This window comes from Psychroserpens sp. (assembly GCF_047633235.1).
Classification (GTDB): Bacteria; Bacteroidota; Bacteroidia; order Flavobacteriales; family Flavobacteriaceae; genus Psychroserpens.
The window spans coordinates 1-26151 of sequence record NZ_JBLIET010000011.1 but is presented as its reverse complement, the minus strand read 5'-3'; the positions used below and the strand labels follow the sequence as shown (position 1 = coordinate 26151).

The window sequence follows — 26151 nt, the reverse complement described above, 5'->3', positions numbered from 1 at the left end:
ATAAAGTGTCTACAAAAGAATTTTTATCGATTCGAGTAGGCACTTTTCTTTTTTTGATTATCTCAATTAACGTCATTCAAGAATTTCTGTATAAGGACAAAAAACGTTAATCTTCACTCGGAATTAGTCAATCAAAATCGTACTTTTGTAAACGTCTTTTAACTAGATAAAATTAAACTTATGAAATCATACGATGTAGCAATAATAGGTTCTGGACCTGGTGGATATGTAGCGGCAATTCGTTGTGCACAATTAGGTATGAAAACCGCAATCATAGAGAAATATGCCACCCTTGGAGGAACTTGCTTAAATGTGGGATGTATTCCAAGTAAAGCATTATTGGCATCTTCTCACCATTATGAAGAAGCGACAAAGCATTTTGAAGAACATGGAATCGAAATTCCTGGAGAAATCAAAGTGAATTTAGAAAAAATGATTGGTCGCAAACAAGCCGTTGTTGATCAAACTACAGGAGGAATTGATTTCTTAATGAAGAAAAATAGTATTGATGTTTTTGAAGGTCTTGGGAGTTTTAAAGATGCCACACATATTAAAATTGATGGTAAAGACGCCCAAGAGATTGAAGCGAAAAATATTATTATTGCCACCGGTTCAAAACCTGGAAATCTGCCTTTCATTACCTTAGATAAAGAACGTGTTATCACGTCTACAGAAGCTTTAAAACTTAAAGAAATTCCTAAACACATGATTGTGATTGGAGGAGGGGTTATTGGTTTAGAACTTGGTCAAGTTTACAGACGTTTAGGCGCTGAGGTAACTGTGATAGAATATATGGATAGAATCTTGCCTACAATGGATGCAGGATTATCTAAAGAATTAAATAAGGTTTTTAAGAAGGCCAAGTTTAACATGATGACGTCTCATAAAGTACAATCTGTTGAGCGCAAAGGTGACGAGGTTACTGTAAAAGCTGAAAACAAGAAAGGTGAGATTGTAGAATTTAAAGGTGATTACTGTTTAGTTTCGGTAGGAAGAAAACCGAATACAGCAGGCTTAAATGCAGATGCAGCAGGTTTGAAAATAAGCGATAGAGGACAAGTTGAAGTCAATGAGCATTTACAAACAAACGTGAAGAATATTTACGCGATTGGTGATGTTGTAAGAGGTGCTATGTTGGCTCATAAAGCTGAAGAAGAAGGTGTTTTTGTTGCTGAAACGTTAGCAGGTCAGAAACCGCATATTAATTATAATTTAATTCCAGGCGTTGTTTACACTTGGCCAGAAGTTGCTGCTGTAGGAAAAACAGAAGAAGAATTAAAAGAAGCAGGAGTCGAGTATAAAGCAGGACAATTTCCGTTTAGAGCATTAGGTCGTGCAAGAGCAGGAGGGGATTTGGACGGATTTGTAAAAATCCTAGCAGATAAAAAAACAGATGAAGTTTTAGGAATTCATATGATTGGAGCACGTTGTGCCGATTTAATTGCTGAAGCAGTGGTTGCCATGGAATATAGAGCATCTGCTGAAGATATCTCTCGCATGTCTCATGCGCACCCAACGTATGCTGAAGCGATGAAAGAAGCGGCATTGGCTGCGACTGAAGATCGGGCTTTACATGTGTAAATAGACTCCTGCGTTCTCAGAATACCGAAGATTCAGCGAAGTTAATCTCATAATAATTAAAAAGCGAACCACACTTTGAATATACTCAGTGAACAGGTTCGCTTTTTTAGTTTTGTAATTTCCATGCAGTCAGGAATCTATAAAAGGTATGTATTTCAGAATTAATATATAGCATTAGTAATCCTTTAAATCATAGACGCTTGCTGCGATATTGGATGCAGTAAAAATGCTGCCGAAGTATTCTGTTTTTATGTTGTAGTATTATAAAGGTAACAATTTAATATCTTTAAACGCATGTAGTTAACTAGCCTCAACTACAACCACTAATTTGATTTGCTTTCATTAGAAATTAAATGGTTACACTTTTTCGCCGATTTAGGCATCGATTCCTTTTAGAAAGTATATTTCCGAAATACCTTATCTACACTATTACGGCTATCATTAATAACTCTCAGGCAATGACTGATTAAATATTTTGTCACATCCCCAAATCATATCCCATGGAAAATACAACCTCTGCAAAAGCCGAGAATAGCTCTAGAAATCTTTAAAAACTTGCGATATGCCATTGGTCAAACTGTTCTTGAGGGTATGCGCCTTTTATTGTGTTGCAGAGGAGTAACTAGAATACCATAAGAATTAGTAATGCTGCCATTGTGGCCTTGTTCTAAAAAAAATAGTATTAGAAATGGTGGTCGTATAGCATTACAAATTATGGAAGCTTAAATAGAAGTACCATATACTTTATAAAATAAAGTAAATTAGTTCACAATGATAATAAGTTATAAATTACAATCGATACACTACATTTAATACAAACTAAAACAGGTAGAAATCATGGGGATGTTTTGGGATTTAATCCAACAAGACGAATTACAAAAGCAAGAAGAGAAAGCCAATAGTTTAGAAGAGAGGGTTGAACGACTTGAATCTGAATTAGCAGCAACACGAATATTACTTAACAAAACATTAGTTGCGCTTGAAACCCATTTGGTGAAAGATATCGATGGCGATGGTGAAATGGGATAAACCTTAATTGAATTAATACATAACATTAAGACTATTAAAATGAAAAAACTACTATTATTGTTAATGCTTGCTAGTGTTTTTGAGGTAACAGCGCAAACCGAAATTGAAAAAGTAAAAGAGACAATAAGTAAATCAGATATTGAAGGTCATATCTATTTTTTGGCTGACGATATTTTAAAAGGACGAGCAACAGGTTCTCCTGAACTTAAAATTGCAGCGTCTTATTTAGCCAATACCTTTCGTCGTTATGGTGTAAAACCAAATCCAAAAACAGGAACCTACTATCAAGCGGTAACGCTTAAAAGTGTATCTCCTCCTAAGCATGCATCTATTGAAATAAATAGCCAAGTTATTACAGATTATGCATTGCTTAACGCTGCTGCAATGACATCAAATCAAGACGCTATCTTTTTAAATTATGGGTTAGCTGACGATTATATGGGTAAGGATGTAAAGGGTAAAGTTATTATTGTAAAAGCCGGAAGTCCAGAAACCAGTGATACAAGGGCTGCATTTGAATTACGAGGTTCTAAGGAAAAATTAGCCAAAGACAATGGTGTAATGGCTATTATTGAGTTATTAAAAACAGACGATAATATGTGGAGTTTTATTGATCATAATTTTAATGAACCAAGCCTAACGGTAGACTTAGGAGAAGAGGATAAAAGTGATGGTAGCGATATAACTTATGTTTGGGTTTTAGATAGAGAAGGAAAAATAGCAGAGCAACTAAGTGTTGTCACAACGATAAGTTCTAAAATAGCTATTGGAGATAAACAAGAAGAAGCTGTGATTTCACAAAATGTTATTGGTGTTGTTGAAGGCACAGACGAAACGCTTAAAAATGAATATATTATTTATTCTGCACATTATGACCATGTTGGTATTGGTGAACCAGACGAGACAGGAGATACCATTTATAATGGAGCAAGAGACAATGCCGTTGGCACAACTACGGTATTGAGTATGGCTAAAAACTTAGCAAAATATCCAACAAAACGTTCTGCATTATTTATTCTCTTTACTGGAGAAGAAAAAGGTTTGTTAGGAAGTAGTTATTATGTTGATAATCCGGTATTACCATTAAACCAAATGGTGTATTGTTTTAATAGTGATAATGCAGGTTATAATGATACCTCTTTGATCTCAATTATAGGGTTGACTAGAACGACTGCTGAAAATAATATTTTTAGTGCAGCCGAAACGTTTGGGTTAAAAGCTATTGAAGATCTAGCTAAAGAACAAGGTTTATTTGACCGAAGTGATAACGTAAACTTTGCTAAAAAAGGAATTCCTGCTCCAACATTCTCTTTAGGCTTTACATCTTTTGATGGTGATGTTACTAAATATTACCACAGACCAGGAGACGAATCACACACGTTAGATTATGATTATTTATTAAATTTTTTTAAAGCTTATGTACTAGCAGGGCGTAAAATTGCTAATGATCCTGTAACTCCTGTTTGGAACTCTGGCGACAAATATGAAGAAGCCTCTAAAGGTCTTTATGGCGTAAAAGCAATTAAAAACTAACTTCTAAAAGCTATTATATTATTAAGTTTTATGGAAACAACAACCATTATTTATTTAGTTGCAGCAGTTTTAATATTGAGAATCGGTATTAAGTTTACAGCACGTTATTTGAAAGAACAAAAAAACGAAAAAAATGTTGAATAGTTTTGATTAGGTATTTTCTAAAAACCTGCCAAAACCTAATTATAGAAAACAAAAAAAGTAAACTTGCCTTGCTGTGAGACAGGTACTTTAAATATATCATTGGCGAAATTATCTTTTTGGGTACAAGTATTCTAATTGTGATGCAAATTAATAATTGGAACTTAAATCGTTTGGATAAAAAAAGAGAAGACTATTTTGATTGGTTTGGAAGTCGAGTTTGATGGAAACCTTAGTCTGATTTTAAATTCTGAATAACGAAATTTAAGTACTGTTTGGCTAGGTGTTTTAAATGACCTCAAAGATGAAGATATGTAGCATTAAACTATTCACAAAAGGTGGTTTTGCCCTTCTGGGCCTCTATTTATTTGATGACCAATTTAGAGTGTTATAATTTCAGCTTTCATCCAAAATTTTATAAAAATGTAACTTTTGATAATACAGAATCTAATTTTAAGGCATATGATGTAGAATGATTCTTACTAAAATGAATACTATTAAATCCTGTGTCATTGTCTTATGTTTTGTGACATCTTTTAGTACTGTTGTTCAAGGTCAATAAAAAGCACAGCTAATAGACTTGTTTTATCAGGCAATAATTAAAGAAGATGACACTAGAAATGACGATGCTAGTAAATTTACAGAAATTAGCTTAGTAAATTATGAGGGAGACATAATAAACCCCATAGTGCTTTTAGAACGCTATCCAGATACTAAGAAGTACATGCTAAACGATTCTATAATGACCATTAATTCTGGCGTAGTAATTCAGGGTTTTATAGAAGACCTATCGAAACTAGATAGTCGTATGATAATTGAAAATTTTCATTTTAAAAAATATGTACTCTTAAATTTATCGCTTTATGGAGAGCTTGAAAGTGAAATTTTTAACGCATCCGTTTTGAGAATTAGACATTGCGTGTTTGATGATTCATTTCTGACGTGGTTTTGTAATTTTAATCTTGATTTTAGAGACAACAGCTTCAACGAGCTTATTACTATTAACGAAACGGAGACATCCCCTAGAGTCGTTATTGAAAATAATACGATAGGGTATTTGCATTTTTGGACGGCAACACTAGGTATCGTAACCATTGCTGAAAATCAAATAGGCTATGTGGAAATTGACCTATCCTCTTTTAGAAACTTAAAACTTCTAAAAATTAGAATTTATGGTTTGGGCACTTCTAACTATTCTCAAGAAGAAATAATTGGGAGGAAATATTGGAAATCTTATATTAATTTACGAAGGGCTCAGCGCTTAGTTGCACTCGATAAACTTTCAGAAGATTCTTTATATTCATATAATGATATTAGTGGTAAGGTTCTATTTCAAATGAATAGTTTAAATCGGGTGGTTTCAGAATTAGAAATTATTGGGAACTCTTTTTTAGATCCAACACATTCAAAACGTTATGAATATCTTTAACGAACAGAGGTAGGAACGACAAATTTCTTTCAGTTGTACCTAAATAAACTATTAAAGATCTATACACGTCACTGGACAGATCCTGCTCAGGCTGGGACTTACTCCCTTTGGATAATAATATTTTTTAGCCTTATTTATTTCTTTTTTCCATCCGATGGGGATGTCTCTTCAAAATCGAAGCTTATTAAAAATTTTAAAGCGTTTACCGAAAAAAATGAGAAAGGTTATTTCAGACTATTTTTATTCCTTGTTAAGGGGTTGCTTTACAGCTTTTTTAAGGCCATTACTTTAACTGTCAATAGTTTGTAACACTAAGATTTGGAATGATACCCACGAAAGGACTTGCTAAATATATTTGTATTTTTCAAGGTTTCTTAGGTTGGTTTTTATTGTGGCCTTAATCAATCAAATTCTTATTTAAATGATTAAATTTTTTTGAGACAGAGTAGAAAAGATCTTATGGAACAAAATAAAAAATCTAAACCTGTCTTGCCTGCAGTGAAGTACTTCAAATATGCCATTAGGGATATTGTCCTTGTGGTACTTGGGATTCTCATTGCATTACAAATTAATAATTGGAATCAGAATAGAAAAGCTAAAATTGGTGAACAAAACGTATTATATACACTTCATAAAGATTTAAATATGGCTTTAGTTAATGGTCAAAATTATTTAGAGAATGAATCTATGCAAGTTAAAATCTTAAACGATTATATTATTTCTAGTGTCAAAAGAGACTCTTTATTATCTTTAGATAACGGTGAGTATTTAATTATGAAAGGATTATGGACAGTTGAATTTCAAACACCTGTTGTAAGTGTCTTTGAGGATATGAAGAACTCTGGTACAACGGCTATTATATCCAATCAGGAGATCAGAAAAAATTTAGCAGCATTACATGTGTCTTTATAAAAAATTAAGTTTCAATCGGAAGATAGGATGTGCATTCAACGCACCTATATAGATCCTTTTATTCTAAATAAACTTAATTATACAGCCTATGAATTTAGAAACTCAGAGACCGATATAAGTAATTTAGAGTATACTGATTATAATGACACTGTATCAAATTTAGAGATAAAAAACAAACTTACTGCAAAGTTGTTTTTAGGAAAAAATGCCATTGATATGAGAAGAGATTTACAGAAAAAAATAAGTAATATCATTTTAAGTGTTGAAGAAGAGTTATATAATCAATGATTAAATTCTTCAGGCCTACTAAAAAAAAAATCTGGAACAAAAAAGGTAAATATGTCAAACAAGGTCTGCGCTAAAGCATAGCTTTTAATAGATTTTTTTAATGAAAGTTATAACTTTTTAATGACCTTAAAGCCTAAATGATGTTTTTCTTGGTGGAGCAATTTACCCTTACAACACCAGTCCTTTTGTTTTCTGCTATTTCTTTAATTATGTTGGCCTACACCAATAAGTATTTGGTGCAACGCTTATTTTATTAATGGTATCATGAGCATTATTAATTAGAGAAACACAGATTTATGCGAGAGCATTGAGTTTACATATTGATGATATAAAAAAGCCTTTGAAAAAATAAATAGTGGTTCATAACTCCTTAATCAAATCAAAAATTCTTAAACGATTACTATAATCATTGGCATTAACATCTCTGACAAAGCAATACGCACTAATAGCTTCTTTTTTTACTTTATTAGATAACTCTTCTACAGTAAATGGTCCAAACTCTTTTGATTTTTCAATGTAGTAAAATTCATGATCGTAAATTAAGTTTGTGACTTTTTGCTTGTACTTTTCTTTTAGAAATAGCTTTATATCTTCTACAGTTTCTAAGTCTTGCGTATAATTTGTAGTATTGATAAAAAGAGCGAATTCCTCTTTGTTTTGATGATTAAGGACTAAGATATCATCGTCTTTAAAATAGACTTTTACGGTAATGATGCCGTCCTCTGTTTCAATAGAGAATATGTTTTGAATGTCTATTGACCAAAAGGTTTTAATGGTCTGCTCTTTCCTTGAGATTTCTAAAATATTATCATCTTTAAATGTGTATGTTGATTTTTTTTTAGAAAGACCATTAACCAAAACCCAATCTTTATTTATGAATAAGGTGTCATAATGAAGCGTATGGTTAAAAGGTTTTAAATTAGGAATAGTGTCATGTAGGTATTCGTCCATCGATAAGCAGGCTTTTTTACAAAAATAGTGATTAATGAAACAACGAGTAAAATATCTTTCTATTGACTAATGCTCAAAATTTTTCAAGTTGTTTTAGCACCTCTTTTTTATAAGACCTACTTATTGGTAAAGCCTGCCTGTTTATTGTGATATACTCATTTGTAAAGGATTGAATGAAATGTATTGAAATAATATATGAACGATGAATTCTTAAAAATTGCTGTTTAGGCATTTTTGCTTCAATTGCAGTTATAGTCTCTCTGGTTATGATTGTGTCGTTCTCTGTATGTATTTTGAGGTAATCACTATAACTTTCAATATAGCATATAGCACTATATTCTATCTTTATCATTTTTCGTTCTGAACGTACAAACATAAAGACTGAAACCTCATGGACTGAAGTATCTGTTTCTGTTACATTTCTGTAGATATCAAAATAGGTATCTAATGCTTTTTGTAATCTTTCAAGTGAAATAGGTTTGAGTAGGTAATCTACAGCTTTAAGCTCAAAACCTTCCACAGCGTAATCTCTATAGGCTGTTGTAAAAATAACTTTGACGCTATCGTTTATAGACTTTGCGAATGATATTCCAGAAATCCCAGGCATATTAATATCCAAAAACACCAAGTCAATATCTTGATTGCTAATGTAATGAAAAGCTTCAATGGCATTACTACAACTCGCTATAACATGAATGTTTTCAATTTTAGATAAATGTGTTTCAATAATTTCTCGCGCAATGGCTTCATCATCTACAATTAAGCAAGATATTGTCTTTGTTTTATGCATTGCCAGTCGTATTTAGTTTTAATTCTACTTCAAAAGTATCTGTTTTGTCATCTATTGCTAATTCATGTTTATTAGGATACAATAACTCTAGTCGCTTTTTAATGTTTTCAAGACCAATTCCATGATGAGTGGGTGTGCTTTCAGAATTTGAATTTTTTATTCGGAAATGGATATGATCCAAACTAGCGGTCAGTTGAATGTCAATTTTTAGAGTACCCTTTTGAATACTGCCATGTTTGAAGCTATTTTCAATAAAAGGAATCAATAGCATTGGAGCAATCGTAATAGCTTCTGAAGTTTTAGAAATGTTTATTTGAACCTTGAGTGTGTTATTAAATCGCATTTTTTCAAGCGCTATATAATCGTTGACGTGCCCAATTTCTTCAGATAGTAAAACAATAGGTTTTTCAACTTGATATAAAAGATAGTCCAATAAATTAGATAGTTTTAATATCATATCTGGCGTTTCATCTGCCTTTTTTAAAGCAAATCCATACATGGTATTAAGCGTATTAAATAAAAAATGAGGATGTATCTGCATCTTCAAGTAATTAAGCTCCTGCTCTTTAAGTTTTAGTTGTGCATCTAGTATTTTAGTTTCTAATAACTTTGTTTTTGAGGCTTGCTCTAAATTTAGTTTTAGTAATTTAAAAGCACTAACAATAATAACAACTAAATAAACAGCAGTGCTTATAAAAATTATATTCTTGGTGGCAGGATTCATGGCGTCATATTCAAAATTTGAAATATAAATGAGGCTAAAAAAAATAGAAACCATTAATAAATAGACAGACACGATAAGCGTATATATGCTGTAAAGTACAAATTGCCAATATTGTTTGGTGATTAAATAATCTGGAATTAATTTATAAGTCGATACATAAGTGGTCGCAATAGTTGAAGGCATTAAACAAAGAGAAAAGAGTAAGGTGTCATTAAACTCAGCGTTATTTACACCAAAAAAATAGGTAAAGAAAGCCAGTACAGCAGTCCAAAACAGAAGGTGTAAAATTATTTGACTTATTTTTTTTATAAAAAATGACTTTGTAAACATATTCGGTGTCCTCAATACAATGATAATATTTTTTTTTACTGATAAACGTGAAATAGAGACGAACTACCAATTTAGTTAGGGTTTTGACAAGGAGGTCATATCCCAGATAAAAACGGTTGTTAGTCGCAATAAAAGAAAACTAATGTTCTTAATTTTTAAGTTTGAGCATGTTTAACTAAATTTATAACTATGAATACAGTAATAATTACATTAAATGGTTTTTACAGTCAAACCATAGCCGCAAACATTTTTACAGATGGCGGAACACTATTCATGTCTCTTATTTTAATGTGTTTATTAGCCGCTTTGCTTTTTATTATAAGAGGTTTTATAAATGTAAAAAAATCGGTTGCTATAGCAAACAAATCTTTAAAATTAGCAACAGACTTTAGCTTGCTTGGCTTAGTTACGGGGTTTTTAGCCTCTATTCTTGGATTGATTTCTGCATTTGACTCTTTAGAAGCTATGGGTAATGTTGATCCCGCAGTTTTTGCTGGTGGACTTAAGATTTCATTGCTTACAGCAACTTTTGGGCTATTTACATTTGTTGCCGCTAGAATAGGAATACTCGTATTGAGGATGATGATCTCTAATACAAATAGCACAAAATAAATCTAACACAGATGAAAAAAGTATTTCGAATTTTTGCTATAGTCGTATTTGTAGGTTTTAATGTATCCATTTATGCGCAAGCTAACCAAAAAGTACTGCAACAAATAAGCACAGAAATTACAGATAGCATTTATTCAGAAACCTTAGACAGTTATCGTCATTTTTGGGTAAAACTACCAGATAATTATAATCCAAAAAGTAACGCCAAATATCCTGTAGTCTATCTTTTAGATGGGTTTTCTCTTGAATCTAGCTTAGAAACGGTGTACGATAATTATTGGGGACATTATATGCCACATATGATTTTAGTTGGTATTTCTAACAGAGAAAATAGAACTCGTGATTTGACTATTTCTAAAATTAAATCCCGTCATGGTACAGCTATGCAGTCAGAGACAGGAGGTGCAGAGCAGTTTACTTCATTTATTGAGAATGAGTTAATGATATATATTGATAAAACGTATCCTACTACAAATTATAGAACGTTGATTGGGCATTCGTATGCTGGCTTATTTACAATTCATGTTTTATTGTATCATACCCACCTTTTTACAAATTATATAGCTATTGATCCAAGTCTAGAATGGGATAACCAAAAATTATTAATCGAAGCTAAAAGGACACTAAAGACAAAGAACTTTGAAGGCAAAGGATTGTTTGTTGCTTTAGCCGCAGAACAATTACATATGCAAGATGCCTCAGTGACTATAGATAATTTAATGGAGGATACATCAGAGTTTAGTTTGTTTTCGCGTTCTATTATGGAATTTTCTCTATTGGCAGCAGCACACAAAGAAAATGGATTAAATTTTATATGGACGGTTTATCCAGAAGATTTGCATGGTACTGTTCCTTTGCCAGCGATTAGAGACGGACTTGTATCACTATTTGAGTGGTATCAGTTTAAGTCGCCACAAAAATATAATAATCCAGAAACCTCAATAGATGAATTGCAGATTTTGCTAAATAATCAAGAAGTGATTTACAATCAAAACTTTGGTTATAAAACACCTCCAATGATTGAGGAACTGTTGAATGGTTATGGGTATATGAACTTGCAAATGGAGCAACCAGAAAAAGCATTTCTGTTTTTTTATATGGCTATAAAATATTATCCAGAAAGTGCTAATGCTTATGATGCTATGGCAGATTATTATAGTGCCCAAAATAATAAAGCTAAAGCCATTGAATATGTTGAAAAAGCATACATGTTAAGCGGTAATGATTACCACAAAGAAAAACGAGCGACTCTTAAAAAATATTAGGAAAACAAATAAAAAAAAGCGAACTCAGATGAGTTTGCTTTTTTTATCAATTTATATTTCTAGCAATTATTCCATTTTATATTTTTAACTTTTTGATATGTAATTAATGTGATTTATCCATAATTTGAGTGTCCTAATAAACAATTAAACAAACTTTTATTATTTGCAACCCTCTGGTGACCTTTTAAAATTATCAGATGGAGATCCGTTGAGTGCTATTGTAAAAGATAACAATACGATACTTTTAAAGTATTTTATAATCGTTTTTCCTCATTGGTATATAATATATACTATGGATTTGTCTGGAGGTGAAATGTTAAGACAAATCATATTTTTCTAATTAATCCTATTTATTTCTATTACAGTATTAAATCAAACTGGAGTAAATACAGATATTATCACCAGTAATATTAGCTCTCTTTTGGGTTAGGAACTATAGAACTCATTGGAGATTTATTGAAAACGTTTTATAAAATAAAAACATTTGAAGTAGGAAATAAAAAAGAGTTTGCTGGCAACGCGTCTGAAATAGAGGCGATTAATAATATCTCTAAGATATTAAAAAATACGGAAGCAAAACTCGTCATACCAATTAAGGATATAGTCGAAAGCCATATTAAAGTGTTGGCCTAGACGTAATTATAAGGACATAGATTATTAAGTATAACGACTTAGTTCACTCGAGGTTTCCTATAAGCCCTTCTCATTAATTTGAGAAGGGATTTTTCTACGGAAATAGTATAATTTGAAACACAGTGCTTGCTATTTATAAGATATCATTTAAAACGGTAGCCAATCTAATCCCAGCTTTTTGCATCTGTGATCTAGCAATATTTAGATATTTATAAGAATATCTACCACGTAAGTTTTCTCCTTGTTCTGCCGATTTGTAGATGTCATTTGTCAAGATATGAGTTTCTGTAATCCAATCTACAACAGTCCCTTCTTCAATGGTCTTAACCTCTTTTTTAGATAGGAAAGCAGCATTGTCTGCTAGCTCAGAAAAACTCATCCCAAAAGATTCAATCATTTGTGTATCCCAAACTCTATGCATATTAGTGTCTTTGTAATTCCATTGTAATTTGAAGTCATTACCGCCACGATCTTCTTGTAATCCCAAGTGCATAGGTTGGTGTAAGTCCCCAATAAGATGAATAAGCATTTTTAGATAAAACGCTTTGTCGTCATCAGTTGTGTTATCGTTCATAATCATGACCTTACAGTAAGCGATTCCTGTAACTAAATCACCTTCAGGGTTTTTCTCAGACGTTTCATAAGTCTCATCCAAACTCATGTTGAGATAGTGCCAAGTTTTAAATTTGTTATATCGAGCATCTGATTTAATTTCATCAGCAAATGTAGAAGCTAGAGCAAGTGATTCATAGTTTAAGAGCTTTTTAATTTTACGCTTGGTGCTACTCTTTAAATAATTATCGGCGATAGCTCCAACCACGCGATGACCAGTTTGTCCCCAAATAGGAGGCGTTTCTGCATTTAAACTGAAAGTGGATAACAAGAGCAGTAGGAATAAAAAAGAATACTTCATGATAGTAAGTTGAAAGATTTAATATGATTTTTAAAAGGGTGAATACTGAAAATTGAAGTTGTTATTAGAGTCATAATTAAAAACGGATACTGAAGACTTTTTTTACCGCAACAGTAAGTGTTGCGAACTTTTTTCACCATCAGAGTAAGCATTGCAAATTGACGACTGTCAACTTATTTCTTATTCCGTTTATTATAATTCTTATCACCTCTAGTTTTAGGCTTTTTATATTTTGCAGCAATTTTAAATTTGTAAGAACCACCTAGATTTTCCTTTTTGTTCTTGTCTTTCTTTTCGTGAAAAGCAGGTCCAGGAGCATCTAAGTCTCGTTGTTTGATTGGATTGTTATGTTCTCTTATTTGTGGTCTTTCCTCTTCAATTAACTCTTGAGAACGCGTTACATCTTCAGGGAAATCAAGCAATGTTATTTTCATATCCATGTAAGCTTCAATGTCTACAATGGATTCTTGCTCTTTTTCTGTAGAAAAAGAAATAGCATGACCTGGTTGCTCTGCACGACCTGTTCTACCAATTCTATGCATGTAATTTTCAGCATATTTAGGCGTGTCAAAATTAATCACCTGACTTATATTCTCGATGTCTAATCCACGAGCCATGACATCTGTAGCAATTAAAATTCTATTCTCACCAGCTCTAAATTGCTCAATACTACGCAATCTGTAATTCTGAGTTTTATTAGAATGAATCACACAAGATTGTTCAGGGAACAGTTCTTCTAGTTGTTCAAATAATAAATCTGCCATACGTTTAAAAGCAACAAAAATGAGCACTTTATGATACGTTTGTTTGTCATTAAGCAACTGTTCTAATAAATTTACTTTCGTATAAAAATTAGCAACGTCATAGCGTTCTTGCTCAATATTATCTAAAGGAGTTCCAGAAACAGCAATCGTTACTTTTTCTGGTTTGGTGAAAAAATCTATAATTAAATCGTCAACATCTTGAGTCATTGTTGCAGAAAACATGATATTTTGACGACGCGGTGGTAAAATATCAAAAATGTTTAATAGTTGATGTCTAAACCCTAAATCTAGCATCACATCAACTTCATCAATCACTAATTTTTGTATGGATTTTAAGTGGAGCACATGACTAACCGCTAAATCAAAAAGACGACCTGGAGTCGCAACAATAATATCCTGACCTGCGGCGACTGCTTGTTTTTGGGTGTTGATATTCGTACCTCCATAAACCCCTAAAACTCTAACATTAGTGTACGCCGCTAATTTTTCTATTTCGTCAACAACCTGCACAACCAGTTCCCGGGTAGGCACTAAAACTAAAACTCTAGGATTCTCCTGAGTAGAAAATTTTAAATGACGCAAAATTGGCAGCATATAAGCAAACGTCTTACCAGTACCGGTTTGAGCAATACCAACCACATCCTTTCCAGAAGATACAATGTTAAATGCTTGTTCTTGAATAGGTGTTGGGTACTCAAAACCTAAATCGCCTAAGGCATTGTATAAAGGCGTATTTAAATTTAAATCTGTAAAAGTCGTTCTTTGATCCATGGTGCAAAGATAATTTTTTACTTCGGAATAATATACTTGTCAGTGACCACATTAATTCGGAAATTTGTTTTTTATAAAAATCGATATTGAGACAGGTAAAAACCCAACACATTTCTAATCCCGGAGCGTTTAAAAAACAACTCCTTAATTGGAGCCAACAATTTGATGAAGTCATTTGGTTAGATAGTAATGACTATGCACAAAAAGAGTCTTCTTATGATGCGGTTTTAGCGGTTGAGGCCTTTACCGTTTTTCAAACCGATGCTTTTGATGCTTTTAACCAGCTCAAAGAATATCAAACGACTACCAAAGATTGGCTTTTTGGATATCTATCTTATGACCTTAAAAATGACGTGGAACGCTTGTCATCAAAAAATCATGACGAATTAGGATTTCCAGATCTTTTGTTTTTTCAACCCAAAAAAATATTTTTATTAAAAGGAAATGTGCTAGAAACGCACTATTTGAATCTTGTTGATGACGAGTTAGAACAAGATTTAAGGGACATTAAATCAACGGTCACTTCGAGCGGAGTTGAGAAGTATGACAAGGACATTAAAATAAAACTGAGAATCCATAAAGACGAATACTTTAAGAAACTCAATAATTTATTGTCACGCATTCACAGAGGCGATATTTATGAAGCTAATTTTTGTCAGGAGTTTTATGCAGAAGACACTATAATTAATCCTCTAGAGACATACCAGCAGCTCAATGCGATTTCAAAACCGCCTTTCGCTACGTTTTTAAAGATCTACGACAAATACTTGTTATCGGCTTCACCAGAACGCTATATTAAAAAAGAAGGTTTAAAAATAACGTCCCAGCCTATAAAAGGAACTGCTAAACGCTCTAAAAATAAAACAGAAGATGAGGCTTTGATTAAGAACCTTTCCGAAGATAGTAAAGAGCGCAGTGAAAATGTGATGATTGTAGATTTGGTACGAAATGATCTTTCAAAAACAGCTATTAAAGGCAGCGTAATCGTAGAAGAACTCTGTAAAGTTTATACGTTTGATCAAGTACACCATATGATTTCTACGGTAACCTCACAAGTTAGTGATGCAACACATCCCATAGAAATTATTAGAACAACGTTCCCAATGGGAAGCATGACAGGTGCACCAAAAATTTCGGCAATGAAAATTATCGAAGTGCTGGAGGAGACCAAACGCGGACTCTACTCAGGTGCTGTCGGTTATTTTACGCCAGATAATGATTTTGATTTTAACGTAGTGATACGAAGTATTTTGTACAATGAGACTAATAAATACGTGTCGTATTCTGTAGGCGGTGCCATTACTGCTAAAAGTGATCCTTTAAAAGAGTACGAAGAATGTTTAGTTAAGGCTAAGGCAATGCGAACTGTATTGGAAAATTAAAATAAAGTGCGACAGGTGACGCAACCATTCTGTTATTTCTTCATCTAGAAATAAATACAAAAAAATAAAAATATGAAAAGTAATCTCAAATTTCTTCTGCTCGCACCATTATTTATGGCAATTCTATGTGAAGACGATGACTACATATGTGGCTTAGAGCAACCAGAAGCTTACATTGTAAATGTTGAAAATAATGCAGAAACGTATGCAGTAAACGAAATGATTTTTATCAATTCTCAAATATCTTCAAATCTAGTTAATTCATGTACGCCTGAAACCGAACCAGAATTAATTGTTGACAATACCGTTTTTATTGATGGCGTCTTTGTCTTAAAATTGAACAATTCATTGTCGGGTTTAAATGCCGAATTATCACAAGGTTTTGAAGTAACTTATAATCTTGGAGAAGCTTTTAATGGTGATTTTTGTTCAAATGCAATTAGATGTCTTCCAGAGTTGTCTAATGATAATTTGACCTATAATTATAGATTGGGAATCTCGATAAATATTCCAGGAGACTATTGTATCGTAAATGTGTACAACAATACGTTTAATACAGAACAGGAAAATAATGCTCAAATTTTTGAGGTTTACAATACGCTTGGTGATGTTATTAAGTTTTCTAACTGTGGTGATGTTTATACCCGAAATGGAACAGAAGACTTCTATTTTTTCTCAGTCCAATAGTTTAGATATATAATTTTTTGAACTAGTTAGTGGCACACACTTTAAATTTCAATAACTTTGGTGTGTGCTTAAAAATTTTACAAATCATATCGAAAATCAATTACCGTTTCTAAAAGAAGCACGACTTCTTATTGCCATTTCTGGAGGATTAGATAGTGTCGTATTGACGCATTTATGTCACGAATTGAAGCTTGATATCACGCTAGCACACTGCAACTTTAATTTACGAGGAGCAGAAAGCGACGGTGATGAAGCGTTTGTATTAGAACTGGCAGACAACTTAGATTTAGAAGTATTTATAGAACACTTTTCGACCAACGAATTTGCCAAAGACCAAAAGCTCTCAACGCAAATGGCAGCCAGAGACTTACGCTACAATTGGTTTTCTGAGTTAGCTGAAAGTTTACACTTCGATTATATAGTAACCGCACATCATGCCGATGATAATCTCGAAACCTTTTTAATAAATCTCTCGAGAGGCACAGGCTTAAGCGGACTGACAGGAATTCCAGAAATTAACGAGCATATCGTGAGACCCTTATTGCCTTTTTCTAGAGAGGCGCTAGAGACGTATGCTAACACTACTAATTTAAAATGGAGAGAAGATAGCAGCAATGCCTCAGATACATACCTCAGGAATAAATTACGTCATCATGTTATTCCTGTGTTGAAAGAGACGAATGCCAACCTGCTTCAAAACTTTAAAACGACTTTAGGTCATTTAAAGGATACCTCAGACATTGTGGAAGAAAGTTTGAGAGCAGTCGCTAAACGCGCCATAATCGATATAGATGAACATAAGATGGTATTGGATATACTGCCATTTAAAAAGGCAAACAATCCCAAGGCCTACCTGTATGAGATGTTTAAAGATTACGGATTCACAGCATGGGATGATATGGTTGATTTATTAGAGGCACAATCTGGAAAGCAAATACTGTCAGACAAGTATCGACTTGTAAAAGATAGAGCGCATCTAATTTTAACACATCGAAATACTCAAGAAGACGAGGAGCACACTGAGCACACTGAGCGCAGTCGAAGTGCTTTAAAAGACACCTTTATAATACATACATTAGAACATGAAATCCAAACACCAGCAGGCACCTTATCTTTTGATGAAGCAGCTGCTGTTGTGGGCCACCAGAGCCATGTGATTTTTGTAGATCAATCCAAATTAAAATTCCCTTTAACTTTGCGACAATGGGAGGAAGGCGATGTGTTTCACCCCTTGGGAATGAATGGGAAAAAGAAACTCAGTAAATATTTTAAGGACGAGAAATTATCGTTGATAGATAAAGAAAACGTCTGGTTGCTCATTTCTGAAGAAAACATTGTTTGGGTGCTGAATAGAAGAGCTGATGAGCGCTTTAAAGTGACCGATAAAACCAGCACTATTGTAAAGATTGAATTCAATTAGAAGGGCTTCGCTACGCGCTTAATAACATGAGCATTGACAGGCAGAAGGCGTTCAGATACGTATCAGATAACTCAAGCATCTTATTACTAATTACACATGAAAATACTACAAGGTCAAATAGTCGATATCAAAAATAAACGCATTTTTAGTGGCGAAGTCACCATTTCTAAAGGTAAAATTTTCAACATAGAGGAGAAGGCACACAACGTCAATCAGTACATCCTTCCAGGATTTATAGATGCACACATTCACATAGAAAGTTCCATGTTGGTGCCCACAGAGTTTGCAAAAATTGCGGTGACTCATGGTACAGTGGCAACCGTCTCTGATCCTCATGAAATCGCTAATGTGCTCGGGATAGAAGGTGTCAATTTTATGATAGACAACGGGAAACAAACCCCTTTTAAGTTCAATTTTGGCGCACCATCTTGCGTGCCTGCAACCAGTTTTGAATCTGCTGGAGCGGTTATCGATGCCGATGGGATTAAGGAGCTTATGGCAAACCCAGAGATCAAGTATTTGGCTGAGATGATGAATTATCCTGGTGTGTTATTTGATGATCCAGAAGTACTCCAAAAATTAGAATGGGCAAAACACTATAAGAAACCTATTGATGGTCATGCACCAGGCGTTGTTGGTGAAGACATTACCAAATATATCAATGCAGGAATTTCTACAGATCACGAATGTTTTACCTATGAAGAAGGGCTAGAGAAACTACAAAAAGGCATGAAAATTCTCATTAGAGAGGGGAGTGCTGCTAAAAACTTTGAAGCGCTCATTGATTTGCTACCACAGCATTATGAGAATATGATGTTTTGCAGCGATGACAAGCATCCCGATGATTTAATCGTCAATCATATCAATAGATTGTGTGCGAGAGCTGTGGCTAAAGGCATGGATGTGTTTAAAGTATTGCAAGCGGCTTGTGTAAATCCCATTGCCCATTATAATTTAGAGGTTGGATTACTCCATGTTGGTGATGCTGCAGATTGTATTATAGTCAAAGATTTAATAAACTTTGAAGTGATGAAAACATTCATTGATGGTGAGTTGGTGAGTGAAAACGGGGTGTCTAAACTAAAGTCTGTACCGTTTAAAAACCTTAATAATTTCAATACGAATAAGAAGCAGGTATCCGATTTTAGAGTGGCTTCAAGCAGTACTTCGGACATATTAAACATTCGAGTCATAGAAGCTTTAGAAGGGCAGTTAGTCACTAACGAAATCATAAAAGAAGCGACGCTTCATAACGGAAACTTGGTGTCTAACATTGAAACAGATATTCTTAAAATGACCGTTGTTAATCGCTATAATAATGACCAACCAGCAATGGCATTTATTAAAAGTTTCGGACTCCAAGAAGGTGCCATAGCCTCTTCCGTAGGTCATGATTCTCACAATATAATTGCAGTAGGCGTGAGTGACGAGATGATTTGCAAAGCGGTTAATCTCATCATTGAAAATAAAGGTGGTATTTGCGCAGTGACAGCTTTTGAAGACAAAATTGTTCCGCTTCCTGTGGCAGGAATTATGAGTGATCAAGATGGCGACACTATTGGTAAGGCCTATGCAGCGCTTGATAATATGGCAAAGCAAATGGGAAGTCCATTAAACGCACCTTACATGACCTTGTCGTTTATGGCACTGTTGGTTATACCATCGTTAAAATTGAGTGATAAAGGCTTGTTTAACGGAAAAGATTTTAAATTTACAGACGTTATCGTTAATGAATAAGAAAACGGACTGAAAACGAAATTGAAATTAAAGTTTAAAGGTATTACAAAGAATGATCAGTTAAATGCTAAAAAAACAGCCGAGTAAACACATATTTGTTTCCCTCCTTGGGAGGACTACAAGAGTAAACACGACCGAGTAAATACAACTAAACAAAAAACAACTTTACAACCAATATCAATAAATGCCAATCCTACAATCCACCTACAAACCTTCATTTCAATTCAAAAACGGATTTATAGCCACTGTATATTCAGGGATTATCCGTAGCGTGACATTAGAACAACAGCGAGAACGCATAGCGACTCGCGATACAGATTTTTTGGATCTGGATTGGAGTTATGCTCAAAATAAATCGACCTCCGTAATTATTTTACTCCACGGTTTAGAAGGTCACGCACAGCGACCGTATGTTACAGGAACAGCAAAACTGTTCAATCAAAATGGAATGGACGCGGTGTGTATGAATTTTAGAGGCTGTAGTGGTGAGGACAATCGGCTTTATAAGAGTTATCATTCTGGTGCAACCAATGATTTAGATGATGTTGTGCAACATTGTATTAAGCAAAAAAAGTATTCTAAAATTTATTTACAAGGCGTTAGTTTGGGGGGTAACGTCGTTCTCAAATATTTGGGTGAGGATAGGATTTTACCATTAGAAATACGAGCAGCCATTGGTGTTTCTGTACCCATGCATTTGGACGGTTCCTCAACGGAATTGCAGAAACTTAAAAACAGACCCTTTGCCATTAGGTTTAGAAAACATCTCTTGGATAAACTACGCATAAAACAAAAGCAATTTCCAGATCTACTCAGTGATGACAACTTAAGCCATATTAAAACCTTAAGAGAATTTGATGATTTTTACACTTCAAAAGCCCATGGTTTTGAAGATGCTATGGATTATTACACACAATGCAGTAGCCTGCAATTCGCACAGAGTATTGAGGTTCCAACTTTAGTCATTAATGCTTTAAACGATTCTTTTTTATCTGCAAAATGTTACCCCGTAAAAGAAGCTAAACAAAATAACAACCTGTATTTAGAAATGCCAAACTTTGGAGGTCATGTAGGGTTTATTCAAAAAGGAGGGTTTTATTATAATGAAAAGAGGGCTTTGGAGTTTGTGAATACACATAATAATAGCTAGTAAGTTTTATTACAACAGGTTAATACTCATTACAGAGACTACTGCGCATATTTTGAAATCGCCCTGATTTTTAATAGGGACCAGACATAGCATTTAATGGCTATTTATTGCGGTTATCCGTAATATTTTATAACAAACAATGTATACTATTGTAAGGTTCATATTTAATACTTATAAACTAAAATATAAGTAGAACTACGTATTGATTGCTTTACAAAAAAACAATTAATTTTGTCTAACTTCGGATTTCGACAATTGAAACAGGAGATAGCTTTGCATATTCTTGTGACCATCTTTAAGAAAATAAAGACGCTTTAGTTGGTTAAGACTATAATTGAGATATATATAACATATGTGATATATACTATTGTTGGCAACAAGCTGAGAAAACAGAAACCTATGATACATTTAATTTGGTCAATAATAAACGGAATGATTGTTTTGTACTTTCTATATCTGATTGTCGGATTTATAGCAAAAGGAAAACGAATTTTCAAACCTCAATTTAAAGTTGTTTCAATTTTCATAATGGTAATCGGAATTGTTCAAATAATTTCTGCTTCAAACTCGGAAAAAAGCACAAATCGAATAACAATGAATGACGATTATAACAAAAAAAATAACTCAAAAGTTAAAAAAGTAACACTCGAAGATAATTTGACTTTCGACATAAATATGCACGTAAAATATTCAGTTGACAAAAACGAATTTATCCCAATTGAAAGCAATAGTTTTTTGACTGGATTTGTTAGTGGTTACGTTTGGGAATTTAAGTCGATACAAACGAACAACTACAAACCGAATGAAAAATCGGAATATATTGCTGATGGAATTTTGAAATGGAATCTATTCGGAATAACAGTTTACAGCGAATCAAAAACATTTAACGGAATTATAAAATAATAAAGCCAGTTGCCAACACCGTGTATAATTAATTGCTTTGGCAAGTGCTTATTTCGAAAATTCCTTCGGAATTTTCTCTGGTACGTATTTGTTTACTAAATTAGTTGCTTAACCACGCAACTAACCATACACAACAACGTTACCAAATATTAGAGAAATGAAAAACATACAATTAAAATCATTCGCAAACGGAGAAATAAATCTAAAAGAGAAATCGATTGAATTAGATGATAAAAGTAGCAGAATGAATAAAGGAATGTTTAAAATATATCCTTTTATATTTCTGTTTTTTGGAATTTATCAAATCTACTCTGGAATTATATCGGAAAGAGAGATTCAAATAATTTTAAGAATAATATCTGGAATTCTTTTGATCTCAATTCCTGCAATGGTTTATCATTCAATTTTCTTAAGAACGAATAAAAGGGAAATCGAATTGAATGAAATTAAGAATGTGAAAATGAAAAAAATATTTGGAGAAATTTTAATTGACTTTAAGTTAAAAGACAATTCTACAAGACGAGTGTATAATATTAGAAATATAACTGAATGGAATATAATAAAAGACTATTTGACTGAGAGAAAAGTTGAATGTTTGAATTAAAAAACATTTGGTAACACCGGATATAATTTATTGCTTGGTCACTGCCGTCTTACGAACATTCCTGCGGAATATTCTATCTGTGATTTGTTTGCTAACTTTAAGGCTTAACCACGCAACTAACCATACACAATCATGTTAATCCGCTGTGCTTAAAATATTTTATTCATGTTTTGAAAAAAGAAAAAGAAAAAGGATAAAAGATATATTGATTACTGGGACAACTATACTGATAAAATTGGTGATAGTATTATTGGAGGACTGGTTATTATGGGGCTTTAAGGTCTATGTGTAAATGCTGCCACCAACTTTTGAAAGCGAAAATGATTGTAAAAAAGGGTGTGGGGTCTTAATTTTCTAAAACCAGTTAAGATTTTTAATTTTTTCTCTTTAATGTGTGTTTAGGTATCACTTTATCAGAAATATCCTTAAATATAAATTGCAGCTTTTGGGATGTTCTAGCAAAAGGTGAGAAGAAGCCTTAATAACTTATAAAATATTTAATTTTTAGGCTGTTAATGTTAAAGTGACTTGCTTTTGTCAAGTCAAATTTCAGTTAACTTTCATTATTTAAATGTATTCTTTTTACTTTCTGTACAGTACTTAAACTTATGTTAGATATTTTAGCGATATTTCTTAATGAGTAATTCAGATCTTAATGAGTAATTCAGATTCAATAATTTTATTGTCTCTTTATGTTTTAGCAACAACTGTTTATTTGGTTCAATACTTCCCTTTGCTCTTCCTTTGTTTACAGCAATGAACTTAAGCGAAAGAAGATCGCAATAAGTATGACAGAAGATAATCATTGCTACGAAAATGCACTGGCAGAACGTGTAAATGGAATACAAAAAGATGAATTTCATATCGACCAAACCTTTGCCTGTGTGGAAGAAGTAAAAAAAGCAACCAAATTATATAACTTTAAAAGATTACATTTATCTTTAGAATATAAAAGACTTAATCACATGCACCAAAATACAGTTTAATTATAATGAATAACCTTTAGACGTATTTTAGGACGAAACAAAACAAAGATGGCAGAAATACAACTACAGATTCTGTTTTTCTTCTTTTGAGTCTGCCATCAATTTTCTTGTATATCTTATTTCTATAATACAACAAGCCGAATTTTACCTAAATATCATACAATCATTTTTTTAAATTTTTAGTTTACAGTGGGTTTATTTTATTCTCAAGTATTTTTTAGATTGATCTCTAGGTCTTCTCAGATTTTTATTTTTAAATCAATTTCTTAATTGTTGGATACTATTATGCAGTATCATCTTTACAATATTAAATATGTTCTTTAAAATAGTAGAATTTTCTTTGAATAGGATTCATGAAACACGAGATTAACTATTAATAAATTACAGACCTTTTAAGAATATATTCCTAAAAGTTATTGGTCATAACATGACGAGTTATAGCTGTTAGGATATTACAAAAACCGATTATATGCAGGGTTTTAAGGTTTATTGACAAGAAGCATATGTCTTATGATGAGACTTATAATGTGGAATACATAGTGCTTTTTTTTTTTTTTTTCTGAATATTTTGTCTTTCATAAGGATAAAAACGAATTAGGACGACTATTCGTCTTTTATGTCTTTTAGCAAAGTAATTCGGGTTACCGTTGCTTGATACTTGTGCAACATAGACTCTGAAAAGTCGGAAAACACTGTAGTATTCAAAAAAACGATTATATACATTTATTTTTAGACTTTAATTGTCTACAGCAAAACACTAATAGTTAATACCCTTTTACAAAATGAAACAGAATTACATTTGGCAAATTAAAAACAGATTTACTCTATTTTTATTGTTAGTTTCTTTAATGCCTGTTTGGGCAGCTAGTGATAGCTCTAATTATAAAATTAGAGATTTAATTTCTTTAGAGGTTTCTTCGGAGAATTTAAAAGAATCAAAGAAATATTCACCACAAAGTTTTACTGCCACATTTGTTAATGACGGTAATGTGGATAGAGTTCTTTGGAGATTCTTAGGAGGAAACGATTGGGATAAAGAAACGTCTATAGATTCTGGTGACTCTGTAGATATGAATGTTACTGATGGCGAAATATGGGAAATTTGGGACACAGGTGATGATAATTTAATTACGCAATGGACAATCAATTATTCTGGAGGAAATCCTGAATATAGTTTTGGGTCGGGTGATACAGGTCCACCTGAGGATTGCGATGTGTGCCAATCCCATGGAGATCACGATCATGTTAGTGCCTTTTATTTGCGTTATGTAGGTCCAGTGAGTCCAGCAAGTATTCAATTTAATACTGATGGTTATAGTAATACGACGTATAGTGGTACGCATTCGTCAGGTGATTACATTCTTATACAGGCAGCTGATAGATTTGGAACAAATTCAGATTTCACTGTTGACGGTGTTAATTTTGATAGTCATACGTCATGTTCACAACCAACTAATGTTGGTATGGGTATTAGTACAAATGGTAATTTTATTACAAATCCAAACCCTAATGCTTCTGATATAATGTTTATTATAGAAGGAATAGCAACGGCGGAAGATGGACAGTGTGGTATATTTACACCACCAACACCGCCAACAACATCACTAGGAGACACTGTTTTTCTAGATGCAAACCAAAATGGTATTCAAAATTCAGGAGAAGCTGGCGTATCAGGTGTTACAGTAAATTTATTAAATTGTAACGGTAATCAGTTAGCAACTACAACTACAAATGCAAATGGTAATTATCTGTTTTCAGATTTAAATTCAGATATTAATTATCTTGTTGAGTTTATAACACCAACAGGTTACGAATTTTCACCATCTAATCAAGGTGGTAATGATTCTACTGATTCAGATGCAGGCACAAACGGTAGAACAGCATGTATAGATTTAGCTCCAAATGAGTACAATGCAACGGTTGACGCTGGTGTTTTTAATCCAAGTTCACCACCTGAGGATTGCGATGTGTGCCAATCCCATGGAGATCACGATCATGTTAGTGCCTTTTATTTGCGTTATGTAGGTCCAGTGAGTCCAGCAAGTATTCAATTTAATACTGATGGTTATAGTAATACGACGTATAGTGGTACGCATTCGTCAGGTGATTACATTCTTATACAGGCAGCTGATAGATTTGGAACAAATTCAGATTTCACTGTTGACGGTGTTAATTTTGATAGTCATACGTCATGTTCACAACCAACTAATGTTGGTATGGGTATTAGTACAAATGGTAATTTTATTACAAATCCAAACCCTAATGCTTCTGATATAATGTTCATTATAGAAGGAATAGCAACGGCGGAAGATGGACAGTGTGGTATATTTACGCCGCCGACAGCATCCTTAGGAGATACAGTTTTCCTTGATTTAGATGAAGATGGTATTCAGGATTCAGGAGAAGCAGGGTTATCAGGTGTTACAGTAAATTTATTAAATTGTAGCGGTAACCAATTAGCGACTACAACTACAAACGCAAATGGTAATTACAGTTTCGCAAATTTAGATCCAAACGTAAATTATATTGTAGAATTTGAAACACCAACAGATTACGAATTATCGCCAGCTAATCAAGGTGGAGATGATTCTATTGATTCAGATGCAGGTACAAATG

General features: G+C 33.1%; 24 protein-coding genes. 19 read left to right on the top strand and 5 right to left on the bottom strand.

The features are described 5' to 3' along the window. Nucleotides 1–180: 180 nt before the first annotated feature. From lpdA to ACJAZK_RS05290, 7 genes are all read left to right on the top strand, one after another. Nucleotides 181–1581: a dihydrolipoyl dehydrogenase gene (gene lpdA / locus ACJAZK_RS05320; protein ID WP_415222972.1), complete on the top strand. Its 1401-nt coding sequence runs from the start codon at nt 181–183 to the stop codon at nt 1579–1581. An 843-nt stretch (nt 1582–2424) separates the two neighbouring features. After that, nucleotides 2425–2610: a hypothetical protein gene (locus ACJAZK_RS05315; protein ID WP_415222971.1), complete on the top strand. Its 186-nt coding sequence runs from the start codon at nt 2425–2427 to the stop codon at nt 2608–2610. Nucleotides 2611–2649: 39 nt separating this feature from the next. Next, entirely contained in the window at nt 2650–4143 is a 1494-nt protein-coding gene (locus ACJAZK_RS05310; protein WP_415222970.1) for a M28 family peptidase, read from the top strand. A gap of 721 nt (nt 4144–4864) precedes the next feature. Next, entirely contained in the window at nt 4865–5713 is an 849-nt protein-coding gene (locus ACJAZK_RS05305) for a hypothetical protein (RefSeq protein WP_415222969.1), read from the top strand. A 459-nt stretch (nt 5714–6172) separates the two neighbouring features. Further along, complete coding sequence (locus tag ACJAZK_RS05300; protein WP_415222968.1) at nt 6173–6625, top strand: DUF6090 family protein; 453 nt, start codon at nt 6173–6175, stop codon at nt 6623–6625. A gap of 27 nt (nt 6626–6652) precedes the next feature. Continuing rightward, nucleotides 6653–6913: a hypothetical protein gene (locus ACJAZK_RS05295; protein ID WP_415222967.1), complete on the top strand. Its 261-nt coding sequence runs from the start codon at nt 6653–6655 to the stop codon at nt 6911–6913. A gap of 137 nt (nt 6914–7050) precedes the next feature. Further along, complete coding sequence (locus tag ACJAZK_RS05290) at nt 7051–7170, top strand: DUF2721 domain-containing protein (protein ID WP_415222966.1); 120 nt, start codon at nt 7051–7053, stop codon at nt 7168–7170. Nucleotides 7171–7273: 103 nt separating this feature from the next. Here ACJAZK_RS05290 and ACJAZK_RS05285 read toward each other — a convergent pair whose 3' ends face one another. The 3 genes from ACJAZK_RS05285 to ACJAZK_RS05275 form a co-directional block, all read right to left on the bottom strand. Continuing rightward, nucleotides 7274–7864, bottom strand: coding sequence for a hypothetical protein (locus ACJAZK_RS05285; protein ID WP_415222965.1), 591 nt, complete (start codon nt 7862–7864; stop codon nt 7274–7276). 73 nt (nt 7865–7937) lie between these two features. Further along, nucleotides 7938–8654 carry a LytR/AlgR family response regulator transcription factor gene (locus ACJAZK_RS05280; protein WP_415222964.1) on the bottom strand — a complete coding sequence of 239 codons (717 nt, stop codon included), beginning with the start codon at nt 8652–8654 and terminating at the stop codon, nt 7938–7940. Continuing rightward, nucleotides 8647–9561, bottom strand: a complete 915-nt coding sequence (locus tag ACJAZK_RS05275; RefSeq protein WP_415222963.1) for a sensor histidine kinase — start codon at nt 9559–9561, stop codon at nt 8647–8649. The genes ACJAZK_RS05280 and ACJAZK_RS05275 overlap by 8 nt, the downstream gene beginning before the upstream one ends. A gap of 336 nt (nt 9562–9897) precedes the next feature. Here ACJAZK_RS05275 and ACJAZK_RS05270 point away from each other — a divergent pair, with 336 nt between their 5' ends. From ACJAZK_RS05270 to ACJAZK_RS05260, 3 genes are all read left to right on the top strand, one after another. Beyond that, nucleotides 9898–10320: a hypothetical protein gene (locus ACJAZK_RS05270; RefSeq protein ID WP_415222962.1), complete on the top strand. Its 423-nt coding sequence runs from the start codon at nt 9898–9900 to the stop codon at nt 10318–10320. A gap of 11 nt (nt 10321–10331) precedes the next feature. Then, entirely contained in the window at nt 10332–11585 is a 1254-nt protein-coding gene (locus tag ACJAZK_RS05265) for an alpha/beta hydrolase-fold protein (protein WP_415222961.1), read from the top strand. A 163-nt stretch (nt 11586–11748) separates the two neighbouring features. Next, nucleotides 11749–11925 (top strand): hypothetical protein, encoded by a 177-nt coding sequence (locus ACJAZK_RS05260; protein ID WP_415222960.1) that lies wholly within the window; start codon nt 11749–11751, stop codon nt 11923–11925. A gap of 426 nt (nt 11926–12351) precedes the next feature. Here ACJAZK_RS05260 and ACJAZK_RS05255 read toward each other — a convergent pair whose 3' ends face one another. Further along, nucleotides 12352–13131 carry a S1/P1 nuclease gene (locus ACJAZK_RS05255; protein WP_415222959.1) on the bottom strand — a complete coding sequence of 260 codons (780 nt, stop codon included), beginning with the start codon at nt 13129–13131 and terminating at the stop codon, nt 12352–12354. A 173-nt stretch (nt 13132–13304) separates the two neighbouring features. Continuing rightward, entirely contained in the window at nt 13305–14666 is a 1362-nt protein-coding gene (locus tag ACJAZK_RS05250) for a DEAD/DEAH box helicase (RefSeq protein ID WP_415222958.1), read from the bottom strand. Between the two features lie 86 nt (nt 14667–14752). On the opposite strand from ACJAZK_RS05250, the gene ACJAZK_RS05245 reads away from it, so the two are divergent. From ACJAZK_RS05245 to ACJAZK_RS05205, 9 genes are all read left to right on the top strand, one after another. Continuing rightward, entirely contained in the window at nt 14753–16048 is a 1296-nt protein-coding gene (locus ACJAZK_RS05245; protein ID WP_415222957.1) for an anthranilate synthase component I family protein, read from the top strand. Nucleotides 16049–16120: 72 nt separating this feature from the next. Next, nucleotides 16121–16735, top strand: coding sequence for a hypothetical protein (locus ACJAZK_RS05240; RefSeq protein WP_415222956.1), 615 nt, complete (start codon nt 16121–16123; stop codon nt 16733–16735). Nucleotides 16736–16799: 64 nt separating this feature from the next. Continuing rightward, nucleotides 16800–18155 carry a tRNA lysidine(34) synthetase TilS gene (tilS, locus tag ACJAZK_RS05235; protein ID WP_415222955.1) on the top strand — a complete coding sequence of 452 codons (1356 nt, stop codon included), beginning with the start codon at nt 16800–16802 and terminating at the stop codon, nt 18153–18155. 96 nt (nt 18156–18251) lie between these two features. Beyond that, nucleotides 18252–19892, top strand: coding sequence for an adenine deaminase (ade, locus tag ACJAZK_RS05230; protein ID WP_415222954.1), 1641 nt, complete (start codon nt 18252–18254; stop codon nt 19890–19892). Between the two features lie 184 nt (nt 19893–20076). Beyond that, the gene (locus tag ACJAZK_RS05225; RefSeq protein WP_415222953.1) at nt 20077–21042 is read left to right on the top strand and encodes a YheT family hydrolase; all 966 of its coding nucleotides are present in this window, start codon (nt 20077–20079) and stop codon (nt 21040–21042) included. A 399-nt stretch (nt 21043–21441) separates the two neighbouring features. Next, nucleotides 21442–21945, top strand: a complete 504-nt coding sequence (locus ACJAZK_RS05220) for a hypothetical protein (RefSeq protein ID WP_415222952.1) — start codon at nt 21442–21444, stop codon at nt 21943–21945. A gap of 157 nt (nt 21946–22102) precedes the next feature. Continuing rightward, nucleotides 22103–22549: a hypothetical protein gene (locus ACJAZK_RS05215; RefSeq protein WP_415222951.1), complete on the top strand. Its 447-nt coding sequence runs from the start codon at nt 22103–22105 to the stop codon at nt 22547–22549. A 707-nt stretch (nt 22550–23256) separates the two neighbouring features. Further along, a complete protein-coding gene (locus ACJAZK_RS05210) occupies nt 23257–23535 on the top strand; it encodes an integrase core domain-containing protein (protein WP_415223017.1) in 279 nt (92 codons plus the stop codon). A gap of 782 nt (nt 23536–24317) precedes the next feature. Next, a partial coding sequence (locus tag ACJAZK_RS05205) for an SdrD B-like domain-containing protein (RefSeq protein ID WP_415222950.1) occupies nt 24318–26151 on the top strand: 1834 nt, incomplete at its 3' end.